Origin of the sequence: Arthrobacter sp. NPDC056691, assembly GCF_042791415.1 — a bacterium.
In the GTDB taxonomy this organism is placed as follows: Bacteria; Actinomycetota; Actinomycetes; order Actinomycetales; family Micrococcaceae; genus Arthrobacter.
On the sequence record NZ_JBHTXX010000001.1, the window covers coordinates 307,723 to 322,682 of the forward strand.

A 14,960-nucleotide genomic window follows, 5' to 3' on the forward strand; every position below is an offset into this window, starting at 1 on the left:
GCGTGACCACCACCAGTCCCATCCGCCGTGGGGTCCGCGACGCGGGCCCCTCGGGGTGGCTGGCAGTGCCAGCCCTTGTCTTCTTCCTGGTGTTCGCCGTCGTGCCGCTGGCCGGCGTCGTCCTCCTCAGCTTCACCAGCTGGGACGGACTGCGCGAGATCCGGCTGGAGGGCCTCGCAAGCTGGACCACGGTGCTTACCGACCCTGTCACCGGCAACGCTCTCTTGGTAACCGCCAAGATCATGTTCTTCTCCTTCATCGTCCAGGCACCGATCAGCCTGCTTCTCGGCGTCTTCACGGCCGGAAAACAGAAGTACCGGGCAGCGCTCGCCGTCCTGTACTTCCTGCCCCTCCTCCTCTCCTCGGCCGCCGTCGCCATTGCCTTCAAGGCGCTGCTCGATCCGAACTTCGGCCTGGGCCCCGGCCTTCAGGTGCCCATCCTGATCCAGGACTGGCTCGGAAACTCTGACCTGGTCCTGTTCGTGGTGGTCTTCGTCATCGCGTGGCAGTTCGTCCCGTTCCACACCCTTATCTACCAAGGTGGCGTGCGGCAGATCCCCACCTCGCTGTACGAGGCGGCGGAGATCGACGGCGCGGGGCGGGTCCGGCAGTTCCTGAACATCACCCTGCCGCAGCTGAAATACACCATCATCACCTCCTCCACCCTCATGGTGGTGGGCAGTCTTGCCTACTTCGACCTGATTTTCGTGCTCACCGGCGGAGGCCCGGGCTACAGCACCCGGCTGCTGCCGCTGCACATGTACCTGACCGGCTTCAAGGCCAATGACATGGGCGCTGCGAGCGCCCTGGGCGTCATCCTCATCGCCATCGGACTGGGCCTGGCCCTGCTCCTGCAGCGCCTCGGCGGCAAGAACCGGAACGACAGCCAATTGGAAGGAGCCTGATGGCTTCCACGACACAGCTCCCCGCGGCACCTGAGGCACCGGCCCGTCCGCAGGCAGAGCCCCGGCAGAAGTCCAGGCGTGCCGGACGGCGCCGGCTGAACCTTCCCGGCGGCCTCGGCGGCTGGCTCTGGCTGGCGGTGATCGTCCTGCCGATCTACTACGTGGTGGTCACCAGCCTGAAGAACCAGGCAGGTTTCTTCGCCAGCAACCCTATGCTGCCGCCCGCCGAGCCCACCCTGGACAACTACAAGCTGGTCCTGGAAAACGACTTCGCCCGGTACTTCGTCAACAGCATGGTGGTCACGCTGGGAACCGTGATTCCCGCCCTGTTTGTCTCCTTCATGGCCGCGTACGCGATTGTCCGGGGCAGGGGCCGGTTCGTGAACTGGACCAACAACCTCTTCCTCCTGGGCCTGGCCATTCCGCTCCACGCCACCATCATCCCGATTTACTGGATGATCACCCGCGCCCATCTCTACGACACACTGCTGGCGCTGATCCTGCCGTCCATCGCGTTCGCCATTCCGGTGTCCGTCCTGATCCTCTCGAACTTCATGCGGGACGTTCCGAATGAGCTCTTCGAGTCGATGCGGCTGGACGGTTGCTCGGACTGGGCCATGCTGTGGCGTCTGGCCCTGCCAATGACCAAGCCTGCGGTGATCACGGTTGGTATCTACAACGCCCTCCACGTGTGGAACGGCTTCCTGTTCCCGCTGATCCTCACCCAGAGCCCGGCCACGCGCGTGCTGCCGCTGTCGCTGTGGACGTTCCAGGGCGAATTCAGCGTCAACATTCCCGCGGTACTCGCCTCGGTGGTGCTGGCCACGCTGCCGCTGCTGGTACTTTACATCGTTGCCCGCCGCCAGCTGATCAGCGGGCTGACCGCCGGCTTCAGCAAATAGATGCTCCCGAAAGGACCACTCTTGACTCACACAAAGCCACTCCGCGTCGGCATGGTGGGCTACGCCTTCATGGGGGCCGCCCACTCACATGCCTGGCGGACAGCGCCCCGGTTCTTCGACCTGCCACTGCAGCCGCAGCTCACCGCCGTCGCCGGCCGGAATGCCAGCGGCGTCAGGGCAGCCGCGGACAAGCTCGGCTGGGAATCGACCGAGACGGACTGGCGGCGCCTGATCGACCGCGAGGACATCGATCTGATCGACATCTGCACGCCCGGCAACACGCACGCCGAGATCGCGATCGCCGCCCTTGAGGCCGGCAAGCATGTCCTGTGCGAGAAGCCGCTGGCCAACTCCGTCGAGGAAGCGGAGCGGATGACCGTCGTAGCCGAGGCGGCCGCCAAACGCGGCGTGTTTGCGATGTGCGGGTTCAGCTACCGCCGCACGCCTGCGCTGGCACTGGCCAAGCGCATGGTGGACGAAGGCCGGCTGGGAACCATCCGGCATGTCCGGGCGCAGTACTTGCAGGACTGGCTGTCCGATGAGAACGCCCCGATGACCTGGCGGCTGGACAAGTCCAAGTCCGGGTCAGGCTCCCTGGGCGACATCGGCGCGCACAGCATTGACGCTGCCCAGTGGGTCACCGGGCAAAAGATCACCGGCGTTTCGGCACTGCTCGAGACGTTCGTTCCGGAGCGTCCCCTGGCCGGGGACCTCGTGGGCCTGGGCGGTCATGGCGACGCCGGCGCGGATGCGCCGCGCGGAGCCGTCACCGTGGATGACGCCGCCATTTTTAGCGCCCGCTTTGAAGACACAAGGTTCGACGGCGGCGGGTTCGACGGCGGCGCTGCCGCGGCAGGCGCCGTCGGCGTCTTTGAGGCGACGCGCTACGCGCTGGGACGGAAGAACGCGATGCGGCTGGAACTGAACGGCACCAAGGCGTCGCTCGCCTTCGACTTCGAGGACATGAACGCCCTCTCCTTTTACGATGCCGCCGAGTCTCCCGATGCCGGCTTCCGCCGGATCTTCGTCACCGAACCCGAGCATCCGTATGCCGGCAACTGGTGGCCCACGGGCCACGGCCTGGGGTACGAACACGGCTTCACCCACCAAGTGGTGGACCTGGTCACCGCGATCGCGCAGGGCACGCAGCCTGAGCCCTCCTTCGCGGACGCCCTGCAGGTCCAGCGCGTGCTGGCCGCAGTGGAGGCGAGCGCAGCCAACTCCAGCCAATGGCAGAAAGTCTGAGAACCGTGAGCGCAGAAGGAACCCCGATGACCCGACCCATTACCCTTTTCACCGGCCAGTGGGCCGACCTGCCGTTCGAGGACGTGGCCCGGCTCGCCGGCGAGTGGGGCTTTGACGGCCTGGAGATCGCCTGCTGGGGAGACCACCTCGATCCGCGCCGCGCCGCGGAGGACGATTCCTATCTCCAGTCCCGGCTGGACATCCTGGCGAAGAACAATCTCAGGGTCTACGCCATTGCCAACCACCTCACCGGCCAGGCCGTGTGCGATGATCCGATCGACGAGCGCCACCAAGGCATCCTGACCCCTGAGGTCTGGGGCGACGGCGATCCCGAGGGCGTCCGCACCAGGGCGGCGGAGTCCATGATGGACACCGCCCGGGCGGCGGCCAGGCTTGGCGTCAAGACCGTGACCGGGTTTACCGGCTCCTCGATCTGGAAGGCCGTGGCGATGTTTCCGCCCGCTTCGGAGTCCATGATCGACGCCGGGTACCGGGACTTCGCCGACCGCTGGAACCCGATCCTTGATGTCTTCGATGAGGTCGGCGTGCGCTTCGCCCTCGAGGTACACCCCTCCGAGATCGCCTACGACTACTGGACCACCAAGCGCACGCTGGAAGCCATCGGGCACCGGTCCGCTTTCGGCCTGAACTTCGACCCCTCCCACTTCATCTGGCAGGACCTGGACCCGGTGATGTTCCTGCAGGACTTCGCCGAACACATCCTGCACGTGCATGTGAAGGAGTCCGTGCGCCAGCTCGACGGGCGCAACGGACGGCTCGGCTCGCACCTGGCCTGGGCTGATCCGCGCCGCGGCTGGGACTTCGTGACCGCGGGGCACGGGGATGTGAAGTGGAACAGGATCTTCCGGACCCTCAACGCCATCGGGTACACGGGACCGACCAGCATCGAATGGGAAGACGCCGGCATGGACCGGATAATTGGCGCCCCGCAGGCACTCGAGCTGGTCAAGGACCTTGCGGCCATGGCCCCGCCGGCCGCGGCATTCGACGCCGCCTTCGCCTCCCGCTGAACCTGCAGCAAATTCACACTTCCGCTGGCCGTCTGGCCGGCGCCTAGCAAAGGAACCCCATGACAGAACGCAAGACCGCCCTGGTGGTCCGCGGCGGCTGGGACGGGCACCAGCCCTTCGAAGCCACCGAGCTCTTCATCCCCTATCTCAAAGACAACGGCTACGACGTCAGGGTGGAGGAATCGCCCAAGGTCTACGCAGACGCCGGGTACATGGCCGGCGTCGACCTGATCATGCAGTGCATGACCATGACCACCATCGAAAAGGACGAGTTCGCAGGTCTGCGTGCCGCCGTCGAAAACGGCACCGGCCTGGCTGGCTGGCACGGCGGGATCGCCGACTCGTACCGCAACAACTCGGACTACCTGCACCTGATCGGCGGCCAGTTCGCCTGCCACCCCGGCAAGCACCCTGATGAGTGCATCGGCAAGCAGTCGGACAACTACGTGCCGTACACCGTCAACATGCTCCCGGCCGCCGCCGATCACCCCATCACCGAGGGCCTCACTGACTTTGACCTCGTCACGGAGCAGTACTGGGTGCTGGCCGACGACTACATCGACGTCCTCGCCACCACCACGCAGAAGGTCCGCGAGTGGGACCCCTGGCACCGCGAGGTGACCTCACCGGCCCTCTGGACCCGCCAGTGGGGCAAGGGCCGGATCTTCGTCGCTACCCCCGGCCACCACGTCGACATCCTCCAGGACAACAACGTCCGCACCATTATCGAAAGGGGCCTGCTGTGGGCAAGTCGCTAGACGCAGGAGAGCACACACGAGTAGGAATCATTGGCTGCGGCGCCATCATCGCCCAGTACCTGACCAACTTCCGCCGGCTGGACCAGATCGAACTGGTGGCCGTGGCGGACCTGGACCGGGCTCGGGCCCAGGCCGTTGCAGACGATTACGACGGCGTCCGCGCGGTTTCGGTCGACGAGCTTTTGGCCGCGGCCGACGTCGACCTCGTCCTGAACCTGACCATTCCGGCCGCCCATGCCGAGGTAGCCCTGAAGGCCATCGCCGCCGGTAAGAGCGTCTACGGGGAGAAGCCGCTGGCGGCGACAACGGCCGAGGCGCGGCAGGTGCTGGAGGCGGCACGCGAGGCGGGCGTCGCCGTCGGCTGTGCCCCCGACACGGTGCTCGGCACCGGGATCCAGACCGCCCGCAAGGCAATCGACGACGGGCTGATCGGCGCGCCGATCAGCGCAACAGCCACGATGGTGACGCCCGGCCACGAACGCTGGCACCCCAATCCGGACTTCTACTACCAGCCCGGTGGCGGCCCGCTGCTGGATATGGGCCCGTACTACGTCAGCGCGCTGGTCACGCTCCTGGGCCCGGTGGTCTCGGTCATCGGGGCCGCGAGCCATACCCGGAGCGAACGCACGATTGGGTCCGGGCCGCGTGCCGGTGAGACCGTGCCGGTGAACATCGATTCCCACGTTACAGGGGTGTTGGTTCACGCTTCGGGCGTGCTCTCCACCCTGTTCATGAGCTTCGACGCCGTGAAGTCCAAGTCGCCCAACATCGAAATCCATGGCGAACACGGTTCGCTGGTGGTCCCGGACCCGAACCATTTCGACGGCGACGTCCAGATCTTCCCGCAAGGTGCCGACCGCTGGCAGACACTTCCCGTCTCGGCCGGTTACGTGGATTCCGGCCGGGGTTTCGGGATCGCCGACCTCGCCGCCACACCGCCGGGCGCCGAGCCGCGCGCCGGCGGCCAGCTGGCCTATCACGCACTCGAGGTGATGGAGTCGGTGCTTGCTTCAGCGCAGACCGGCTCCGCGGTGCAGATCCAGAGCACGGCACCACGTCCGGCGGCTGTGGAACTGACGACTCTGGCAGCGGAGGTTGCGGAGGTCACCTCGTAGATACTCCGGACCGCACAGCCGGGTTGCACTACAAACGTTGAGACTGCCGGAAACGAGGAAGGCCCCGTTAGAGAACTGAGCCTTCCTCGTTCTGTGCGTTTGTATTGAACGGGAATCGTCGATTCACCAGGCGTCGCCTACAGACGGTGCCACGCGCGTCCGTGGCGGTAGCGGATCGCCGAACCCGCCAGGCCGACGGGCGCGAGGTCTATGACGTCGAGGACGCCGTGCTCAGCGGGTGGCAGGAATTCTGGTTCAATCCACTGGAGTGGGCCTCCCCGTTCCTCTCGCGTCAGTTCCACGGCGGGCTCAACAAACCGGGAGACAGCATCAACGTTGTTAGCTTCCATAAATACGGGAATTCCGCGGAAGGCATGGCCAGCAAAGGCGAGCAGCGCTGCACCGGAATACGGAGTATCTGCTTCCCTCTGAGGGAGGGCGGAACTGGCGTCCCACAACCAGTTGGCCCGGGCGAGATCTCGGAAGGCGCCATGGTCCAACGCGTTCACAGCGTCGATTCCGTGGACGGGGCAGTAGTCATCGGCGGATATGGTTCCGGCGGTCCATTCGGGACCCTCATCCATATCGTGGCGTTCTGCCTCCTCCAGGCAGATGCATCCGAGAGTTTCACTGTCCCTGCGGGTTAGTCCTTCGCCGTACGACCGAACAAGGTTTGCTGTCCAGACGGGCCCATCCGAACCGGGAATCTGCCACACAGTTCCTGAGAGCCTCCGGTGCGCCCAAGACCTCGACCAATACTGCACCGTCCAAAGAACGGTCAGCATTGTTGCAATGGCTGCAGCGGTGGCCGTCGACGGAGCAAAGATGGTTTCCTGCGCCAAAGTGATTCGGCCGCCGCCATTGGCCAACTGCATTGTGAACGCCGCCCACAACAGAAGGGAAACAACTGTCAGAGCCGTCATGACGCCGCGTCCACGGGTCAGGGCGCGGTGCTCCGCCGCCAGCGCTTTCGATCCCACGTGCACCATGGCGCCATCCCGAAGGCGCGCCGCAAGTGAGCGAATTTTCCTCAATTGCACGAGGGAAAACCTGACCTCCCTAGCCGCCAAGACCCACCCCACCAAGGCACCCGCGGCCCACACAGGAGTGGATAGCGAACCGCCGATCGCGTGAAGCGCCGTGCATGCCGTGAAAACTAGTAACGACGCGAAGACCGCCTTCCTGCCCACAGCCCACCCCAACCCCGCGAAGCAAACAGCTGCAAGAGTCGCCGCAATGGCTGCGACTTCCAGAGGTAGCAAAGCTGCGTCCGGAGGCGGCGGGGGCGCAGCCTCCCAACCCCGATCAGCCACAAAGGCTCCGGCCACCGTGGCCGCGCCCGCGACCCACGCGATCAATGTCACCCGGATCCCTGAGCCACGCCTTGGCAGCGCTGCCCAATCCGACTTGGTCGGCCGGAGAAGCTCACGAAGATTGTCCATGGGCTTATCCTGCCCGAATAGTGGTCCCGGTCTGACAACGATCGTTAGCTGCTGCTGGCGAGACGCACACCGGCGGTTCGGGCTGACCGCAGCCGGGGAGCGACGTCCCCGGTAGTGGTGGTGCGGTGGAGTGGTAGGTGTGGCCGGTGGGTGTGGTGATTTCGATGGTGTGTCGTGGTCCGGGTCTGGGTTTTGCTTTCCAGCCGGGGAGTTCTTTGGTGTGGTTGCAGGCTTCGCAGAGGCCTGCGCCGTTGGTCAGGGATGTTGGGCCGTTGTTGTGCCAGGGGATGATGTGGTCGTGGTGGCGGATGGGTGCGTCGCAGTAGGGTGTGCGGCAGGTGTTGTCGCGGATTTGGATGAAGCGGCGCAGCGGTGGCGGGAAGAGCCGGCGCCGTGAGTCCATGGCCACGAGGTCGCCGGTCTGCGGGGCGGTGTAGAGCCGGCGGAGCCAGATCTTCAGTTCCTGCACGGCTTTCTGGCCTGCGTCCTTCTGGCCGGTGGTTGGGTCGGGCGTGTTTGAGCCTCCGGCCCGAGGTTCTTGTCCCTGCACCTGTCGGTGTTCTGGTGTTTGTTCTGGTGCTGCTGCATCGGTGAGGAGCTCCCGTGCCCAGGGTGCGGGGACTGTGCCGTAGCCTTCGAGGCGTGCTGGTTCAGTATCGCCTTGGAGGAGGGTGCGGTCGGTCATGACGAGGCTGATGTCGATGCCGGTGATGCCGCCGGGCGTGCCGGTGGTCCATTCGACGAGGGTGTCGGCCTTGATCTGTCCCAGGCTGCGGGGGTCCCCGGCGGCTTTGAGGGTGTCTGCGTGCCGGGTCAGGGCCGCATAGACCGCGACTCCCTCATGGGCGGGCAGCAACGCGGTCAGGTAGGTCATGCAGTCCGGGGCGGGGCGCAGGCTCACAGACCGCTCCGATGCGGCGTGGCTGGCGCGCTGGGTGACGGAGCGGGAGTCCCGCCGGGTGGCGGCGGCCTTGACAGCGGCGATGACGGTCCGCGTTCCGACGCCGGTGAAGGTTCCGGTGTCGGCGGCGAGTTCCTCATCGACGGCGGTCCGGTCCTCGACACTCAAACATGCTGTTTCTTTCACCATATGCATGGCGCGTTCTTCGTTGAGCTGGCCGGTGTCCAGTGCACCGAGGGTGTGGGGCATCTCGGTGACCAGGGCCTTGGCCATGCCGAGCAGCCGGCCGCCGCGGTGTGGTGACTCGCCCCGGGCCAGTGCGATCTGCTCGGCCGCGCCCATGGTCTGTTCTTTGGGGCGTGGCTTGCCCAGGTCCCCGGCCGACAGAGCGCTGCGGTTGCCATGACCTGGACTGCTCTCGGCTTCGAGTTCAGCTTGTTCCTGACGCTGTTTCGCTTCGAAGGTGACGGCAAGCCTGGCTTGTTGCCCGGTAGCCCAGCGTTTGAATTTTTCCAGCGCCTGGGTCTGGTCGATCAGTCCGGGACCGTCGGCGGTGAGGTCGGCCGTCAAGATGACCTCTGCCGCCGCGAGCCTTGTGTCGAGACTCAGCCGAGGCGCATCAGCGACGGAGGGCGCGCCGCCGGCGAACACCGCGTCGTAAAACAGTGCCTCGGGAAACGGATCCACTGGAAAGGATTCCGGATACTCGTCGTCGTATGGAACTCCGTCGTCCAGGAAGCCGTCGTCCGCGAACTCATCGAACGGAAGAGTCTCGTCAGAGAACCAACCGGCGGGAATCGCGTCAAAGCGAAAAAACGCGTCCGGAAGCAAGGCCTGGGGAACAGCGGCAGCGTACAGGTCGCCGCCGTGCGGCGCCGCTCCTGTCAGTGCTGAATTCCCGAAGCCTTCCATGAACACAGTCTGCCCACAGGCACTGACATTAAAGGGCCCATCGGACGCCCGAGGCGGGTGGATCCAAAAAAGTTTTTTGGATCCACCCGAGGACGAAAAACTGCGTCGCAGATCAGGGCGTTCCCAGCGGTGAGAACGCCCTGATCTGGTACCCAGTTGGGCCCGTTGGCGTGCAGAGGCGCCGCAGGTTTCGACAGGCTCCGGTTTCGGCAGGCTCAACCCGCGGTTTCGACGGGCTCAGCCCGCGTGCTGCGCCACCTTGGACTGCTCCACCCTGTACTGTTCCGCAATGGAGGGCCGGAAGTCGGGCTCGGGCGCACTGTCCAGCGCCACCCTCCAGTCCGGCCGCTCCCCCGTCAGCGCCCAGGCCGCCTGCACGGCAGCTCCCCGGGCCACGTACTCGCCGGGGCTCGGAACCACCACGGGCAGGTCGAAAACCTGGGCGGCAATCCGCTGGACGGCGGGGTTCTGCACAGCACCGCCGATCAGCAGAAGCCGCTCGGCCGGGTGGCCCAGGCCGCGGAGCGCGTCGAGTCCGCCGGCCAGTCCGCACAGCATCCCTTCGACGGCGGCCCGGGCAGTGTTGCTGCGCGTGGTCGAGGCAATGGTCAGCCCGGAGAAGCTGGCGGTGGCGTGCGGCAGATTGGGCGTCCGCTCACCCTCAAAGTACGGGACCAGCACCACGCCGCCCGCCCCTGGTTCGGCCTCCAGCGCCAGCCGGGACAGCTCGTCGAAGTCCACGCCCAGAAGTCCGGCGACCGACGTCAGCACCCGCGCAGCATTCAGGGTCACGGCAATCGGCAGGAACAGGCCGCTCGCATCCGCGAAGCCCGCAACGGTTCCGCTCGGGTCGCCAAGAGGCTCATCGGAAACGGCGAACACCGTCCCGCTGGTGCCCACGGACACGACGACGTCTCCCGCCATGGCCCCCAGGCCCAGCGCCGCCGCGGCGTTGTCCCCCGCCCCGGCACCAAGCAGAACAGACTCCCCCGCGATGTCAGGGTGGACGGAACCCGGCGAAGCACCGGGTTCCAGGACCCGGGGCAGAACCACGGCATCACCGGAAGTACCGGACCCAGCTTCAACGGCATCCCTGCCGAAAGCCAGACCGAACAGCTCCAGGTCATACCCGCCCGTCGAAGGATTCCAGTAGCCCGTGCCGCTGGCGTCGGAACGGTCCGTGGTGAGCTGCCCCAGGTCGGGCCCCAGCGGGCTGGCACTGGTTGGGCCGTAACCCCGCAGACGCCAGGTCAGCCAGTCATGGGGAAGGACGACGGCGGCCACCCGGCTGGCAATGTCCGGCTCATGGTCGCGGACCCAGCGGACCTTGGTGACCGTGAAGGAGGCCACGGGCACCAGGCCTGTCCGCTTCGCATAATCCTCCGCGCCCACTTCGTCGATCAGGGCCGCGGCGGCGTCCGCCGAGCGCGTGTCGTTCCAGAGCAGGGCCGGCCGCAAGACGTTGCCGTCCCGGTCCAGCAGCACCATGCCGTGCTGCTGGCCGCCCACGGAAAGCGCGCTGACCCCCGCGAGCCCGCCGGCGTCGTCGAGCGCCACGGAAAGCGCCCGCCACCAGTGGTCCGGGTGGACTTCGGTGCCGTCCGGATGGCCGGCGCGGCCCTCCCGGACCAGGGCGCCGGTCTCCGCATCCAGCACCACAACCTTGCAGCTTTGGGTCGAGGAATCGACCCCGGCAACCAGGGACATAGCGGTCACGCTATCAGCGGGCGCCGAGCAGGTGCTCGATGAACAGCTGCTGGAGCTTCACGAAACCGAAGCCCTTGCCGCCGAAGTAGGCGTCGGCGTCGAAATCCTCGTACGCGGACCTGTCGGCGAGGAGCTGCTCGTAGCCTTCGCCCGGGTTGAGGGTGGGAACGTTGATCTCGGAGACGCGCGACGCCTCCAGGGCAGCCTGCACCTCGGGGTCGGAGCGGAAGGCCTTGGCGCGTTCCTTGAGCAGCAGGTAGGTCTGCATGTTCGCGGCTGCGGAGTCCCAGACGCCGTTGATGTCCTCCGTGCGGCTGGGCTTGTAGTCGAAGTGGCGGGGGCCGTGGTACGCGGGGCCGCCCTGCGGGCCACCGTTCTCGAGCAGGTCAACGAGCGAGAAGGCGTTCTGCAGGTCGCCGTGGCCGAAGACGAGGTCCTGGTCGAACTTGATGCTGCGCTGGCCGTTGAGGTCGATGTGGAAGAGCTTGCCCTGGTAGAGCGCCTGGGCGATGCCGTGGGTGAAGTTCAGCCCGGCCATCTGCTCGTGGCCGGTTTCGGGGTTGATGCCGACCAGTTCCGGGCGTTCCAGCGTCTCGATGAACGCGAGGGCATGGCCCAGGGTGGGCAGCAGGATATCGCCGCGCGGTTCGTTGGGCTTGGGTTCGATCGCGAAGCGGATGTTGTAGCCCTTGTCCGTCACGTAGTCGCCCAGCAGGTTCACGGCCTCGCGGTAGCGCTCGAGGGCACCGCGGATGTCCTTGGCGGCGTCGTACTCGCTGCCTTCCCGCCCGCCCCACATCACGAACGTCTCGGCACCCAGTTCGGCGGCGAGGTCGATGTTCTCCAGGACCTTGCGCAGCGCAAAACGGCGCACGCCGCGGTCGTTGCTGGTGAAGCCGCCGTCCTTGAATACGGGGTGGCTGAACAGGTTGGTGGTGACCATGGGCACCACCATGCCGGTGGCCTTCAGCGCACCGGTCAGACGGTCGATCTCCCGCTGCCGGTCGGCCGCGGAGCAGCCGAAGGGGAACAGGTCGTTGTCGTGGAAGGTGATGCCGTAGGCGCCCAGGTCACTGAGCCGGTTGATGGCCTCCACGGTGTCCAGCGGCGGGCGGGTCGCGGAACCGAACTGGTCCTGCGCCTCCCAGCCGATGGTCCACAGGCCGAAGGAAAACTTGTCATCACGCGTGGGCTGAATCGCCATTGAGTGCTCCCGTTTGGTTTGGAGGGACCTGTCCCTCGAGAAAATCCCGAAGGGGGAAAGATCCGTAAAATGTTCCACAAACAAACATATTCGCTTTTTCCGGACTGTCAACCATTTCTTCAAGACTCAACGCCGAAAGAGGAACCCGGAAAACCCCTACCCGAGCAGCCCAATCGGATGTTATGTTCTCTAAAACACCAAACGAAGGGCTGGCAATGGTTAGCGAAGCGGGAACTGAGCTGCACACCGAGGAGTACAACTGGGCCGGCAACCTCAGGTACTCCGCCGCCGGGGTGCGGGAACCGGCCACAGTGCCGGAGCTTCAGGACCTGGTGGCCGGCGCTTCCCGGCTTCGCGCGCTCGGTTCGCGGCACTCCTTCAACCGCGTCGCCGACACTGACGGCGTCCTGGTCTCGCTGGAGCACCTCGCGCCCGCCATCGAGGTGGACGCCGCCAACATGACGGTGACCGTGAGCGGCGGCACCCGCTACGGGACGCTCGCGGCGGAGCTGCAGCGGCAGGGCTACGCGCTGCACAACCTGGCCTCCCTCCCCCACATCTCCGTGGCCGGAGCCGTCGCCACCGCCACCCACGGATCGGGCGACCGCAACGGCAACCTGGCCACCGCCGTCGCCGGTCTTGAACTGGTCACGGCCGACGGCGGGATTCTCACCACCCGCCGCGGCGACGCCGACTTTGACGGAATGGTGGTGAACCTGGGCGCCCTGGGCGTAGTCAGCAGCCTGACACTGGACATCGAGCCCGCATTCACGGTGGCGCAGACAGTGTTCGAGGACCTGGACTGGGACCGGGTGCTGGAGAATTTCGACGGCGTCACCTCTGCGGCGTACAGTGTCAGCCTTTTTACTGACTGGAGCGGGGACCGGATCGGCCAGGCCTGGCTCAAGTCCCGGACGGAGGCGGCAGCAGCAGCGGAACGCGCCAGTTTCTACGGCGGCCTCCCGGCAACCGAAGCCCGGCATCCGATCGCCGGCGTCCCCGGAACCACGTGTACGCAGCAGTTCGGCGTCCCGGGCCCGTGGTCGGACAGGCTGGCCCACTTCCGGATGGAATTTACTCCGAGCAAGGGCGACGAGCTGCAGAGCGAGTATCTGGTCCCCCGCGAGCACGCCGCAGACGCCATCCAGGCGATGCGCCGGCTGTCCCCTCTGGTGACTCCGCTGCTGCTGGTCTCGGAAATCCGCACCATGGCCGCGGACAGTCTCTGGCTGAGCCCCAACTACGGAACCGACTGCATCGGCCTGCACCTCACCTGGCGGCAGGACCAGCCCGCTGTCGAGGCAGTGCTCCCGGTGATCGAGGCCGAGCTGGCGCCGTTCGGCGCACGTCCGCACTGGGGCAAGCTGTTCGACGGCGGCGCCTCCCGCCTCGCGCCGCTTTACCCGCGCTTCGCCGAGTTTAAGGCCCTCGCCGGTCGCCTCGATCCGGAGGGAAAGTTCCGCAACGGCTTCCTCGATACCAAGGTCTTCGGCAGCTGATATCGTTCCGATGATGCCTTCCCCTCGCCAACGGGCCGCCCCGACCGCCCCGCCCAGCGAGCTGGACCCCTCCCGGCGGAACAACCTGGCACTGATCACGTCCCTGGTCCACCACCACCGTGTCCTCAGCCGTGCGCAGCTGACGAAAAGGACCGGGCTCAACAGGTCAACGGTCGGAACCCTGATCGGCCAGCTGGCGGCGCTCGGCCTGGTGTATGAGACCGCACCCACCGGCGAAGCGCAGGTGGGCAGGCCGAGCCCCGAGGTGCGTCCGAGCCCTTCCATTGCGGCGCTCGCTGTCTACCCGGAGATCGACGCGGTGACCATCGGGCTGGTCAACCTCGGCGGCATTGTCCAGAAGAAGATCCGGTTCGCCACCGAACGGATTCCCACGGCACGGGAAGCGGTCAATATCGCTGCTGCCGTGATCGAGGGCATGCGCACGGAACTGGAGCACTCTTACCGGATCACCGGCATCGGAGTGGCGGTGCCCGGCCTCGTGAACCCCGACGACGGGACTGTCCGCCACGCACCGCACCTGGGCTGGCGGGGCGAGCCTGTTGCCCTGATGCTGAGCGAGGCCACGGGCTACGCCTGCCAGGCCGCCAACGATGCCTCACTGGCGGCCGAGGCAGAGCTGATCTTCGGGGCCGGCGCCGGACGGGACAACCTCGTGTACCTCAACGGCGGAGCCAGCGGCATCGGCGGCGGGATCATTTCCAACGGCATGCTGCTCCGCGGCGCCTCCGGCTACGCCGGCGAACTGGGCCACACGTTCGTCCGCACAGCCGGCGAACAGTGCCACTGCGGCGCCACAGGCTGTCTGGAAACCGAGGTGTCCCAAGTACGGCTCTTCGAGCTCCTTGGCCTCAGCGGCGGCGACACACCCCAGCTGGAACAGGCCCTCCGGGCGTCAGGCAGCCCCGCCGTCGCAGAGGAAATATCCCGGCAACTGGGCTACCTGGCCATCGCGCTGCGGAACGCCATCAACACCTTCAACCCTGAGGTAATCATCCTCGACGGTTTCCTGGGGGTCCTCTACGCGTTCGCGCCGTCCGCCCTCGACGACCTCTTGCTGTCCCAGGCGATGGACGGCCCCGCCGCCCAGGCCAAGGTGCACCCCGCGGCACTCGGCTCCAACCTGATGATGATCGGCGCGGCGGAGCTGGGATTCGCCCGGTTCCTCTCGGACCCTACCGGATTTGGGACAACGGGGCTGGGTTCCGTCGCGAAATAGCCACGACGGAACCCAGCTTCCTACTTGCCGAAAACGACCTCGTATGTCCGGGTCTGGCTTCCGTCTTCACTGCGTACCGTCACCACGGCCGTTCCGGCCTCC

12 protein-coding genes are annotated in these 14,960 nt (G+C 66.4%); 8 read left to right on the forward strand and 4 right to left on the reverse strand.

The genetic code is table 11. The annotated features are described in order from the left end of the window. Positions 1-2: 2 nt before the first annotated feature. From ACFRAU_RS01480 to ACFRAU_RS01505, 6 genes are read left to right on the forward strand one after another with little or no spacing between them, the layout of a single operon-like run. On the forward strand, positions 3-905 hold the full coding sequence (locus ACFRAU_RS01480) for a carbohydrate ABC transporter permease (protein WP_377998489.1): 903 nt from the start codon (positions 3-5) through the stop codon (positions 903-905). Further along, positions 905-1,807, forward strand: a complete 903-nt coding sequence (locus tag ACFRAU_RS01485) for a carbohydrate ABC transporter permease (protein ID WP_377995324.1) — start codon at positions 905-907, stop codon at positions 1,805-1,807. The genes ACFRAU_RS01480 and ACFRAU_RS01485 overlap by 1 nt, the downstream gene beginning before the upstream one ends. Before the next feature lie 21 nt (positions 1,808-1,828). After that, entirely contained in the window at positions 1,829-3,052 is a 1,224-nt protein-coding gene (locus tag ACFRAU_RS01490) for a Gfo/Idh/MocA family protein (protein WP_377998490.1), read from the forward strand. A gap of 26 nt (positions 3,053-3,078) precedes the next feature. Beyond that, on the forward strand, positions 3,079-4,083 hold the full coding sequence (locus tag ACFRAU_RS01495) for a sugar phosphate isomerase/epimerase family protein (protein WP_377998491.1): 1,005 nt from the start codon (positions 3,079-3,081) through the stop codon (positions 4,081-4,083). A gap of 59 nt (positions 4,084-4,142) precedes the next feature. Further along, on the forward strand, positions 4,143-4,841 hold the full coding sequence (locus ACFRAU_RS01500) for a ThuA domain-containing protein (RefSeq protein ID WP_377998492.1): 699 nt from the start codon (positions 4,143-4,145) through the stop codon (positions 4,839-4,841). Further along, a complete protein-coding gene (locus ACFRAU_RS01505) occupies positions 4,826-5,956 on the forward strand; it encodes a Gfo/Idh/MocA family protein (RefSeq protein WP_377998493.1) in 1,131 nt (376 codons plus the stop codon). The genes ACFRAU_RS01500 and ACFRAU_RS01505 overlap by 16 nt, the downstream gene beginning before the upstream one ends. Positions 5,957-6,093: 137 nt before the next feature. Here ACFRAU_RS01505 and ACFRAU_RS01510 read toward each other — a convergent pair whose 3' ends face one another. The 4 genes from ACFRAU_RS01510 to xylA all read right to left on the reverse strand — a co-directional run bounded on the left by ACFRAU_RS01510 (position 6,094) and on the right by xylA (position 12,122). Next, positions 6,094-6,945 carry a hypothetical protein gene (locus tag ACFRAU_RS01510; RefSeq protein WP_377998494.1) on the reverse strand — a complete coding sequence of 284 codons (852 nt, stop codon included), beginning with the start codon at positions 6,943-6,945 and terminating at the stop codon, positions 6,094-6,096. A gap of 457 nt (positions 6,946-7,402) precedes the next feature. Continuing rightward, positions 7,403-9,211 carry an HNH endonuclease gene (locus ACFRAU_RS01515; RefSeq protein ID WP_377998495.1) on the reverse strand — a complete coding sequence of 603 codons (1,809 nt, stop codon included), beginning with the start codon at positions 9,209-9,211 and terminating at the stop codon, positions 7,403-7,405. Positions 9,212-9,448: 237 nt separating this feature from the next. After that, a complete protein-coding gene (gene xylB, locus ACFRAU_RS01520) occupies positions 9,449-10,918 on the reverse strand; it encodes a xylulokinase (RefSeq protein ID WP_377998583.1) in 1,470 nt (489 codons plus the stop codon). Positions 10,919-10,931: 13 nt separating this feature from the next. After that, positions 10,932-12,122, reverse strand: a complete 1,191-nt coding sequence (gene xylA, locus ACFRAU_RS01525; RefSeq protein ID WP_377997209.1) for a xylose isomerase — start codon at positions 12,120-12,122, stop codon at positions 10,932-10,934. Positions 12,123-12,337: 215 nt separating this feature from the next. Here xylA and ACFRAU_RS01530 point away from each other — a divergent pair, with 215 nt between their 5' ends. Further along, positions 12,338-13,621, forward strand: coding sequence for an FAD-binding protein (locus tag ACFRAU_RS01530; protein WP_377998496.1), 1,284 nt, complete (start codon positions 12,338-12,340; stop codon positions 13,619-13,621). A gap of 10 nt (positions 13,622-13,631) precedes the next feature. Further along, a complete protein-coding gene (locus ACFRAU_RS01535; protein WP_377998497.1) occupies positions 13,632-14,858 on the forward strand; it encodes an ROK family protein in 1,227 nt (408 codons plus the stop codon). Positions 14,859-14,960 lie beyond the last annotated feature (102 nt).

What these genes read in the sequence shown, in the direction of transcription:
- ACFRAU_RS01485 (WP_377995324.1), top strand. Translation starts at nt 905, where the DNA reads ATGGCTTCCACGACACAGCTCCCCGCGGCACCTGAGGCACCGGCCCGT.
- ACFRAU_RS01495 (WP_377998491.1), top strand. Translation starts at nt 3,079, where the DNA reads ATGACCCGACCCATTACCCTTTTCACCGGCCAGTGGGCCGACCTGCCG.
- ACFRAU_RS01500 (WP_377998492.1), top strand. Translation starts at nt 4,143, where the DNA reads ATGACAGAACGCAAGACCGCCCTGGTGGTCCGCGGCGGCTGGGACGGG.
- ACFRAU_RS01510 (WP_377998494.1), bottom strand. Translation starts at nt 6,945, where the DNA reads ATGGTGCACGTGGGATCGAAAGCGCTGGCGGCGGAGCACCGCGCCCTG.
- ACFRAU_RS01515 (WP_377998495.1), bottom strand. Translation starts at nt 9,211, where the DNA reads ATGGAAGGCTTCGGGAATTCAGCACTGACAGGAGCGGCGCCGCACGGC.
- xylB (WP_377998583.1), bottom strand. Translation starts at nt 10,918, where the DNA reads ATGTCCCTGGTTGCCGGGGTCGATTCCTCGACCCAAAGCTGCAAGGTT.
- xylA (WP_377997209.1), bottom strand. Translation starts at nt 12,122, where the DNA reads ATGGCGATTCAGCCCACGCGTGATGACAAGTTTTCCTTCGGCCTGTGG.
- ACFRAU_RS01530 (WP_377998496.1), top strand. Translation starts at nt 12,338, where the DNA reads ATGGTTAGCGAAGCGGGAACTGAGCTGCACACCGAGGAGTACAACTGG.
- ACFRAU_RS01535 (WP_377998497.1), top strand. Translation starts at nt 13,632, where the DNA reads ATGATGCCTTCCCCTCGCCAACGGGCCGCCCCGACCGCCCCGCCCAGC.